Source organism: Nocardia tenerifensis NBRC 101015 (assembly GCF_000308715.1).
In the GTDB taxonomy this organism is placed as follows: Bacteria; Actinomycetota; Actinomycetes; order Mycobacteriales; family Mycobacteriaceae; genus Nocardia; species Nocardia tenerifensis.
This window is the reverse complement of the sequence record NZ_BAGH01000544.1, coordinates 1-9,513: the sequence shown is the minus strand read 5'-3', so window position 1 is coordinate 9,513 and position 9,513 is coordinate 1. Positions and strand designations below refer to the sequence as shown.

10 protein-coding genes and 1 pseudogene are annotated in these 9,513 nt (G+C 69.3%); 3 read left to right on the top strand and 8 right to left on the bottom strand.

All coding sequences use genetic code 11. The features are described 5' to 3' along the window. From ON39_RS35890 to ON39_RS35875, 4 genes and pseudogenes are all read right to left on the bottom strand, one after another. Positions 1-471 (bottom strand): annotated as a pseudogene (locus ON39_RS35890) (hypothetical protein); the annotation flags it as partial. A gap of 90 nt (positions 472-561) precedes the next feature. Further along, on the bottom strand, positions 562-1,359 hold the full coding sequence (locus ON39_RS35885; protein ID WP_040740810.1) for an ABC transporter permease: 798 nt from the start codon (positions 1,357-1,359) through the stop codon (positions 562-564). A gap of 55 nt (positions 1,360-1,414) precedes the next feature. Next, a complete protein-coding gene (locus tag ON39_RS35880) occupies positions 1,415-2,158 on the bottom strand; it encodes an ABC transporter permease (RefSeq protein ID WP_040740809.1) in 744 nt (247 codons plus the stop codon). Further along, the gene (locus ON39_RS35875) at positions 2,155-2,964 is read right to left on the bottom strand and encodes an ABC transporter ATP-binding protein (protein WP_051187528.1); all 810 of its coding nucleotides are present in this window, start codon (positions 2,962-2,964) and stop codon (positions 2,155-2,157) included. Before ON39_RS35875 ends, ON39_RS35880 begins: the two co-directional genes overlap by 4 nt. A 234-nt stretch (positions 2,965-3,198) precedes the next feature. Here ON39_RS35875 and pnuC point away from each other — a divergent pair, with 234 nt between their 5' ends. The 3 genes from pnuC (at position 3,199) to ON39_RS35860 (ending at position 6,453) form a co-directional block, all read left to right on the top strand. Then, positions 3,199-3,915: a nicotinamide riboside transporter PnuC gene (gene pnuC, locus ON39_RS35870; protein WP_063713432.1), complete on the top strand. Its 717-nt coding sequence runs from the start codon at positions 3,199-3,201 to the stop codon at positions 3,913-3,915. Between the two features lie 91 nt (positions 3,916-4,006). Beyond that, entirely contained in the window at positions 4,007-5,437 is a 1,431-nt protein-coding gene (locus ON39_RS35865) for an MFS transporter (protein ID WP_083894889.1), read from the top strand. A gap of 50 nt (positions 5,438-5,487) precedes the next feature. Beyond that, positions 5,488-6,453 (top strand): sigma-70 family RNA polymerase sigma factor, encoded by a 966-nt coding sequence (locus tag ON39_RS35860; RefSeq protein ID WP_040740812.1) that lies wholly within the window; start codon positions 5,488-5,490, stop codon positions 6,451-6,453. A 77-nt stretch (positions 6,454-6,530) separates the two neighbouring features. Here ON39_RS35860 and ON39_RS35855 read toward each other — a convergent pair whose 3' ends face one another. From ON39_RS35855 to ON39_RS35845, 4 genes are all read right to left on the bottom strand, one after another. Beyond that, positions 6,531-7,274: a TetR/AcrR family transcriptional regulator gene (locus tag ON39_RS35855; RefSeq protein WP_146251102.1), complete on the bottom strand. Its 744-nt coding sequence runs from the start codon at positions 7,272-7,274 to the stop codon at positions 6,531-6,533. Between the two features lie 8 nt (positions 7,275-7,282). Then, positions 7,283-8,818 (bottom strand): cytochrome P450, encoded by a 1,536-nt coding sequence (locus ON39_RS35850; RefSeq protein WP_040740806.1) that lies wholly within the window; start codon positions 8,816-8,818, stop codon positions 7,283-7,285. Positions 8,819-8,990: 172 nt separating this feature from the next. Then, positions 8,991-9,137, bottom strand: a complete 147-nt coding sequence (locus ON39_RS49210; protein ID WP_157195577.1) for a hypothetical protein — start codon at positions 9,135-9,137, stop codon at positions 8,991-8,993. A gap of 63 nt (positions 9,138-9,200) precedes the next feature. Further along, positions 9,201-9,513, bottom strand: a 313-nt coding sequence (locus ON39_RS35845; protein WP_040740805.1) for a DeoR/GlpR family DNA-binding transcription regulator, incomplete at its 5' end; no start/stop codon positions are given.

Genomic DNA, 9,513 nt, shown 5'->3' with positions numbered 1-9,513 from the left:
GAGCTGACGATCGCGAACGGATTCTTCTGGTACGTGGTGCCGATGATCTTGCCGGGCAGGCCCTCCAGCACCGCCTTCGCCGTGGTCTGCGGGGCGGACAGGCCGAGCCAGATCCTTGCCGGTGTCGAGCCCGGCCTCCACCGACGTGCTGGCCGCGCCGCCCGCGATGAGATTGACCGAGCCGAAACCGGCCTCCTTGAAATACCCCTTGCTGTCGGCGAAGTACTCGCCGGCGAATTCGATGTTCTTCAGCCAGGACAGCTGCACCGCGACGGTGCCGAACTTGGAGCCGTCGGCGGTGGAGCCATTCGACGAATCGTCGGCGGCGCTCCCGCACGCGGCGAGCAGGCCAGCGCCGCCCAGCGCGACGCCCGCCAGCGCCGAGTAGCGCAGCAGCGACCGTCGGCTCAACGACGTGCGCCGCCCCGCGAAATCGACTTCTCGCCCGGCGAAATCAAACTCTGATGTCATGCGCCGAATCTAGGTCGATTGCGTTTCAAATTCTTTGCTTTGACGTTCCAGACATTGATTTGCTCGAATTTCGCCGTAATTACCGAGGCGTCACGACCTGCCCGCGTCGGCGCCGAACCGGGCGAGCACCAGGTTCTCGACCACGCCGACGATGGCGTAGAGCAGCACCGAGACGATCGTGACGAGGACGATCGACGACCACAGCTGGTTGTACTGGAACGTCGGAATGGCGCGAATCAGGCTGGCGCCCAATCCCGTTCCGCTGCCCAGCCACTCCCCGAGCAGCGCGCCGATCAGCGCGCCCGGCACCGAGATCCGGGCCGCGGCGAACACCGAGGGCAGCGCGGCGGGCACCGCGACCATCCGAAGCCCGGTCCACTTGGATCCGCCGTACGCGGCCACCAGGTCGAGTGCCTGCCGCGGCGCGTTGCGCAGCCCGGCCATGATCATCACCAGGGCCGGGAAGAACACCACGATGGCGGCCAGCACCGCGACGCCGCCGAGTCCCCGGCCGAACACCAGCACGATGATCGGCGCGAGCACCACCAGCGGCACCGAGCGCAGCAGCATCGCCACCGGCAGGAAGGTCTGCTCCACCGCCGCGAACGACACGAACAGCGCGGCGACCACGAGCGCGGCCGCCATGCCGAAGCCGAACCCGATCGCCGCGTCCCGCACCGTGATCTGGAGATCGTCGATGATCACCGCGCGCGCCGCGCTCGCCCCCGGCGAGGTCACCAGGTAGCGCCAGATGTCCTCCGGCGACTTCCCCACCCGCGGCCCGACCTGGGGGAACGCCTTCAGGAAGACGTACCAGATCAACAGCATCAACAGCAGCGAGGTGAACAACGGGAACAAGAACTTCCCGATCCGCCACACGACCTTCATCGCCCCTCCTCCGCGCGGTGCGTAAAACATTGCCGGACAACTTCTTTCGTACGGATCACCGCGCCTCCCGGGTCCACGGCGCGACCAGACGCGCGGCCAGCGCGACGACCGCGTAACCGAGCCCGGCGAGCGCGGCGGCGGCCAGCGCCATGCCCCAGGTGCGCGGCACGTTGTAGGCCGTCTGCGCGGCGGTCAGCGCGACGCCGATGCCGCTGTCGACCCCGCCCAGGTACTCGCCGATGATCGCGCCGAGCACCGCGGAGGGCGCCGCGATCTTCAACGCCGCGAACGTATTCGGCAGCGCGGAGATCAACTGCACCCGGTACAGCTGCTGCCAGCGCCCGCCGCCGTAGGCCCGCACCAGATCCAGGCTGGTCCGATCGGCCGAGCGCAACCCGCTCACCGTGCCGACCATGGTGGTGAAGAAGCAGTACATCGCGGCCAGGAACACCGTCGGGGTCCGCCCGCCGAACACCACCAGGATGATGGGGCCGAGGGCGAGCAGCGGGGTGCAGTAACTCAGGATGGCCAACTGCGTTGCCAGCGACTCGATCTGCGGGATCAGCATGATGAGGATCGCCAGCGCGATGGCCATCCCGTTGCCCCACAGGAAGCCCTTCAGCGCGCCGAGCGCGGTGATCCGGAAGTTCGGCCCGTACAGTCCCCAGCCGTCGGTGTACATGGTGTGCAGCACCGTCCACGGGCTCGGCACCGTGCCGCCCGCGACACCGAGCGCCGCGAGCAGCCACCACACCCCGAGCAACCCGGCGACGCCGAGCAGTCCGCCGATCCGCTTCATGCCCGCACCGCGCCCGTGCTCGACTTCCCCGCCGCGGTGCCGAGCGCGCCGCCCGTGCCGGACTTGCCGAACAGCAGCTCCGAGAGGTAGTCGTGCAGCCGGTGGAACTCGGGGGTGCGCATCATCTCCGGGGTGCGCGGGCGCGGCAGGTCGATGTCGACCAGCTCGAGCACCCGGCCCGGCCGCGGGCTCATCACCGCGACCACGTCGGAGAGGAACACCGCCTCGGCGATGCCGTGGGTCACCATGAGCGTGGTCGCGGGCTTCTCCGTCCAGATCCGCAGCAGCTCCAGATTCAGTCGCTGCCGGGTCATGTCGTCCAGCGCGCCGAACGGCTCGTCGAGCAGCAGCACGGTCGGCTTCACCACCAGCGCCCGCGCGATCGAGACGCGCTGGCGCATGCCGCCGGACAGCTGCGCGGGCTTGGCCTTCTCGAAGCCGTCCAGCCCGACCAGTTGGATCAGGTCTGCGATCAGCGCCGGGTCCGGTGTGAGGCCCGCCACCTGAAGGGGCAGTTTGATATTCGACTCCACCGAGCGCCACGGCAGCAGCGCCGAGTCCTGGAAGGCGATGCCGAGTTCGTGCCTGCGGACCAGCTCCGCCGGGGTCTGGCCGTCGATGAGCGTCTTGCCCGCGCTCGGCGTCTCCAGCCCCGCGAGAATGCGCAGGACGGTCGACTTGCCGCAGCCGGACGGCCCGAGCAGCGACAGAAAGGTGCCCTGCTCGGTGTGCAGATCGACGGAGTCCAGCGCCTCCACCGACTTGCGGCCGACCCGGAACGTTTTGGTCAACCCGCTGATATGAATCCCGGTCCCCCGGCACTGCTTTCCTCACTCATGACGTCACCCTAGAAGGGGTCCGTTGCACAGATATTGCGAATCGCTACCTCAGATTTCGCGATCGTTACGCGGAGCGGGGCGCACAACGGCATTTCGATCGTCTAGAGCGGATATCGCGCCCCGCGGTGTGAGCGTCAGGCCCGTAGGCGGTAGCTTGCGTGACCACGGAGGGCTAGCGAACGCCGCCAATCAAACCCAGGAATGACATGGGCACGCGCGCTGGTTGCACCACAGGTGAACCCGATCCTCTCGCTGCTCGACGCCAAGCTGCACATCGCCGGCTCGGAGATCCTCTGGCGCGAGGTGATCGGCAACGGCTTCGGCCTCGCCTCCGCGCTCGGCGGCATGCGCAGACGGGTCTGGGCCTGGCCGATCGGCATCGCCGGGAACACCCTGCTGTTCACCGTTTTCGTCGGCGGCGTGTTCAACACCCCGCAACACCTGAACATGGCGGGCCAGGCCGGACGCCAGCTCATGTTCATCGCGGTCAGCGTCTACGGCTGGTGGAGCTGGCATCGCCACGCCAGCGAGACCGGCCTCGAACACCGCGGCGTCGACCCGCGCTGGGCGAGCACGCGCGAACGCCTCTTCCTCGTCGCGGCCATGCTGCTCGGCACCGCCGCCTTCGCCCAGCTCTTCGACCTCATCGGCTCCTACGGCCCGTGGGCGGAGGCGTGGATCTTCACCGGCTCGGTGCTGGCCACCTACGGCATGGCCCGCGGCCTGGCCGAGTTCTGGCTCATCTGGATCGCGGTGGACATCGTCGGCATCCCGCTGCTGGTGAAGGCGGGCTACTACCCGTCGGCGACGCTGTACTTCGTCTACGCGGGCTTCGTGGCCTGGGGATTCGTGGTCTGGATGCGCAGCATCCGCCCGGCGCGCACACCCGCCGTCGTGCCGCTGGCCTCGACGCCGTAGCGCCTCCGCGAGAAATCTCGGCCACCTCCGATGAATCGGCGCCGCGGCGCCGGTAGGTACTGGCGAACCCGTCGGAGGAGGGCATCTCGCCATGAAAATGACTGTTGGACAACGCTGGGTGCTGGCGGTGACGTCGGTGGCCGCGTTGATGACCGTGCTGGACGCGCTGGTCGTCACCACCGCGCTGCACGCCATTCAACTGGATCTGCGCGCGTCGATCGCCGAGCTCGAGTGGACGATCAACGCCTACATGCTGAGCTTCGCCGTGCTGTTGATGGCCGGCGCGGCGCTCGGTGATCGACTCGGGCGCAGGCGCGTGCTCGCGGTGGGGCTCGGACTGTTCGGGCTGGCCTCGGCGGCGTGCGCGCTGGCGCCGAGCCTGGAGTGGTTGATCGCCGCGCGCGCGGTGCAGGGCGTCGGGGCCGCGGCCGTCATGCCGACGGCGACCGCGCTGCTCTCGGCCGCGTTCGAGCCGCAGCAGCGCAGCAGGGCGCTCGGCTTGTTCGCCGCCATCACCGGATTGGCGACCGCGGGCGGCCCGCTCGTCGGCGGCGCGGTGGTGCAGGGCCTGGCGTGGCAGTGGATCTTCTGGCTCAACATCCCGTTCGCCGTCGTGCTGATTCCGTTGCTGTGCACCCGAATCGGCGAGAGTCACGGTCCAGCAAGGGCTTTGGACTACCGCGGCATCCTGCTGGTGAGCATCGGCGCGTTCGGCCTGGTGTGGGCATTGCTCCGAGGCAATGAAAGCGGTTGGGCGAGCGCCGAAGTGGTGGTGGCCTGCGCGGTGGCCGCGGCGGCGATCGCGGGCTTCGTGCGCTGGGAGCTGCACACCGACGCCCCGCTGATCCCGATGCGCTTCTTCGCCTCGCGCGCCTTCGCCGCCGGAAACGGCGTGGGATTCCTGCTGTCGGCGTCGATCGCGGGCGGCGCGTTCTTCTTCGCCCAGTTCCTGCAGATCGTGCTGCGCGCCGATCCGCTGGGCGCGGGTCTGCGGCTCGCGCCGTGGACGGTGACGCTGTTCGTGGTCGCGCCGATCGCCGGGCGGCAGGTCAACCGGTTCGGCGAGCGCCCGCTCATCGTGCTCGGACTGGCCATGCAGGCCGCGGGCTACGGCTGGATCACGCTGATCGCCGGCCCCGAACTGTCCTACCCGGCCCTGATCGCGCCGTTCGTGGTGTCCGGCGTCGGCATCTCGATGACGATCCCCGCCGCGCAGAGCGCCGTGCTGCGCGCGGTGCCGATGACGGCGGTGGGCGCCGCGTCGGGCACCTTCAACACGCTGCGCCAGCTCGGCATGGCGTTCGGGGTGGCGCTGCCCGCCGCGGTGTTCGCGGCGGTGGGCGGGCTCGAGTCCGCCGAGGCGTTCAGTGCGGGATTCACCGCGGCGATGGGCACGGCGGCCCTGATCGCGCTGCTCGGCGCCGGGCTCGGCGCGCTCGTGCCCGCCGGGACGCCGGCCGGAGTCGGCGAGCCTAGTGCTTCGTCCGGCGCGGCGGTCGATCTCTCGGGAGCCAAGGCATGACGACCACGCGGGAGACCCGGATCGCCGGCGGCTCAGTAAGTTCTCCGATCATGACGGTGAGCGCGGATTTCACGGCACGGGCGATGGCACACCGCCCCGAACTGCTCGCGCACTGCTATCGGATGCTCGGCTCCATCCACGACGCCGAGGATCTGGTGCAGGAGACGATGCTGCGCGCGTGGCGCGCGGCCGACCGATTCGACCCGGCGCGCGCCTCGCTGCGCACCTGGCTCTACCGCATCGCGACCAACGCCTGCCTGACCGCGCTCGAGCAGCGCGGCAGGCGGGCGCTGCCGGTCGACCTCGGCGGGCCGGCCGAGTCGGCGCGGACCCAGCCGGTCCGGCAACCCGAACTGCCCTGGCTGGAGCCGATACCCGATGGGCTGCTGGGCGATTCGGCCGACGACCCGGCGGCGGTGGTGGCCGCCCGCAGCGGCATCCGGCTGGCCTTCGTCGCCGCGCTGCAGTATCTGCCCGCCCGCCAGCGCGCCGTGCTGATCCTGCGCGACGTGCTCGCCTGGTCCGCCGCCGAGGTCGCCGACCTGCTCGAAACCTCTCCCGCCGCAGTCAACAGCGCGCTGCAACGCGCACGCGCTCAGCTCGACAAGGTCGCACCGATGATCGATCAGATGTCCGAATCCCTCGGCCCCGCGGAGCGAGCCGTGATCGACCGCTACGTCTCGGCCTTCGACAGCAGCGACATGGCCGGGCTCAGCAAGCTGCTGCTCGACGACGTGATCCTCGAAATGCCGCCCGCCTCGGTGTGGTTCGCGGGGCGCACGCACGTCGTGGAGTTCTTCACCGGCAAGGCGAACAGGGGCGCGGACGCCTGGCGGGCGATCCGCACCGCGGCGAACACCCAGCCCGCGGTCGCGTTCTACCTGCGCGACGAGGACGGCGTCCACCGGGCGCACTCCATCCATGTACTCGGCACGGTCGGCTCGTCGATCGACCGCATCACGGTCTTCCTGGACGCGGAGTTGTTCCGCCCCTTCGGTTTACCGCTGACGTACTGAGGTCGTGCGCCACGGCAGGACATCGCTGAGCACGGAATTCGGTTGGGCGAGTGGAACTCCGGAGCCGCGGCCCGCGATCAGTCCTGCTGCGCCGCGGCGTCGGCGAAGAGCTTGGCCATGGTCTCGGCGATATTGGCGGATCGGTCGAAGTGATAGCCGCGGTCGGCGGCGTGACCGGCGAAGAGGTGCCAGGCGGAGGTAGTGAGCAAGTGGGCGATGGTCTCCTGGTCGGGGCGCTCGGCCACCGGAGTCCCGATGTACTGCGTGACGATGCCCTCCACCAGCCCGGTCACGCCGTAGACGAGCGGACGGTACGGCTCGACGTCGATGGCGAGCATGCTGGTCCACGACGAAAACTGTTGCCACAGCGTCTCGGCGACGCGGTGCCTGCTGATGGTGAGGCTGGTCTCGCCCGCCGAGTGTCCGTGCACCGGGCCGTTCTGGCCGAAGTGGTACAGGTGTGGATGGTCCGCGGCCCAGCTGACCACCCGGCGCATGACCTCGTGGAACATCTGCTCCGCGGTCTTGGCCGGGTCGAGCACGAGCAGCGCCTCCACCTCGGCCACGTAGTGGTCCAGGATGTACTCGCGCACCCGGGCGTCCAGGTCTTCCCGATTGTCGAACTGCCGGTAGACCACGGAGCGCGCCAATCCGGCGCGCTCGGCGATCTGCTGGATGGAGACCTCGACGTTCGGACCGTTCTCCTCGATCAGCGCGACCGCCGCCGCGAGGATCTGCGCCTGCCTGGTCGAATTGTGTTGATCCCACCGCTGACCACCCGAGCGCCTGCGATGGTTACGCATGTGGGCGGGCGGTTTCACGGATTCGACTATACGGCGGTGTCCGCGCGCTCCAGTTCCGGCAGGAACCGAGGCCGCATCGGCAGCGGGCCGTCCGGACCGCCGGTGAACGAGATCTGCCGGCGCACCCGCTGATCCGACACCGCGTCGAACCGCAAGTGCTGGGCGAACGTGGCGACCACGAGCGCGGCCTCCATGCTTGCGAATCCGGACGCCACGCACATCCGCTTGCCCGCGCCGAACGGCATGGTGGCCCGCTTGTGTTCGCGCGCCAGGTTTTCCGGCAGGTATCGACTCGGATCGAACTCCTCCGGCCGCTCCCACACCCGATGATTGTGGTGCGCACCGTGGATCAGGGTGATCACCGTGGTACCCGGCTCGATCAGATAGCCGCCGAGCGCATCCCGTTCCTTCGCCGTCCTGGCCAGCCCGACCACCGGCGGCAGCACCCGCATGGTCTCGGCGACGACGGCCTGTGTCCACGGCAGCCGATCGAGGTCGGCGACGGTGGCCGGGCGCGAGCCGAGCACCGAGCGCACCTCGTCGTGTAGTCGCTCGCGCGCCTCGGGATGCTCGGCGAGCAGCTGCCACACCCAGGTCAGCGCGGTCGCGGTCGTCTCCATGCCCGCGCCGATGAACGTCATCAGCTCGTCGTGGATCTCCTGATCGGTGTACCGGTAGCCGGTTTCCGGGTCGGCGGCGTCGATGAGCGCGGCGAGCAGGTTGTCCTTGCGGGTGATCCGGCCGGCGCGGTGATCGGCGATCAGCCCGTCGACCACCCGCTCGGCGTGGCGCAGATCGCGCATGCTGCGCGGCTCGATCACCCAGCCCGCGGCCCGCATGACCCGCATCGGCAGCCGCGAGTTCCCGGCGTCGTCGCGGTGGCGACCGCGCTTGTGCAGCCAGGTCGCGAGGTGGTGCAGCGGATGGCTGAGGTTGGTCATGAAGCCGCGGCCGAAGAAGCGCAGCAGTCGATACAGCACCACCTCCGACATCGGGCCGGTGATATCGGTGCCGAACATGGTCCGCGACGTGATATCCAAAGTGAGCCGGTTCATTTCGGCGTTCACGTCGACCACGCCGTCGTCGGCGGCGGACAGCTCCCGGATCCGGGCGACCGCGTCGCGTGCGGCCTCGACCATGACGGGCGCGAAGCCGTCCACGTTGCGCTTGGCGAAGATCGGCTGCACCAGCCGCCGATTGCGTTGCCACAGTTCATCGTTCAGGTCGGTGACCAGCCCGCGGCCGAAGGCGACGGCGAGCATGTCGTAGTCCGGGCTCTTCGTGTAGTTGCTCTGGTTGGTCACCAGCACGTGCCGCGCCAGCTCCGGGCTGCGCACGACGACGAACTTCGCGAACGGCACCCGGGCGACGATCACATCGTCCTGCCCGGGGAGGTTCGTCAGGTAGTCCAGCACGGTGTGGTCGCGCACCCTCGGGAGGATCCCGAGCGCCCACCGCACCGACTCCCACCAGGTCACCGGGGTGTTGTGCCAGCGGATGAACGTCGGCGCCCAGCGGGGCGGACGCAGCGTGGAATCAACAGCGGGATCGGCCTCGGCCATAACCGGCTCACCTTGCCTGACACTTTACTGGGACGCGTTGTCCCACTCAGGGTAATGAGACATCATGACCCGGTCAATGGGTGAACCACTCTCGTTCCGCTCAGGAAGCAGCACAGCCCGGCAGGTCGTACGACCTGCCGGGCTGCGTCGGACTCGACGGCGAGTCCCGTTGCTAGTTGGGCGTATCGCCCTCGTAGTCCATCTTCGACGCCTGATCCTCCTCGGTCGCCGAGGCGTCCTCGGTCGCGTCCGGCTGATCAACGGCGTCGCGGTTCACTTCGGCGTCGTCGGGCGAGTTCTTACCGGGGTCTGTCGTCATGGCCTCGGGCTTCCCGGCGCGTCCGCGTTCAAACTGACCGCCGCCGAGCCGACACCGCGCTCGCTAGACGACGTCGACGCGTACCCCGGTCGCGCGGATCGCCGCGACCGCGGCCGGATCCGCCCCGGTGTCGGTGACGAGCGCGTGCACCTGCTCGATAGTGCAGATTCGGGCCAGCGCGGTGCGCTCGAGTTTGTCCGAGGTGGCGACGACCATGACGTGGCGGGAGCGGCGCACCATCTCGGTGGTGACGCCGGCCTCGTCGATATGCCTGCACTGCGCGCCGCCCTCGGCGGAGATGGCGTTCACGCCGAGAATCAGCTCGTCGAGGCGCAGCTCGGCCAGCGCGCGTTCGGCGAGGGGGCCGTGGCAGCTC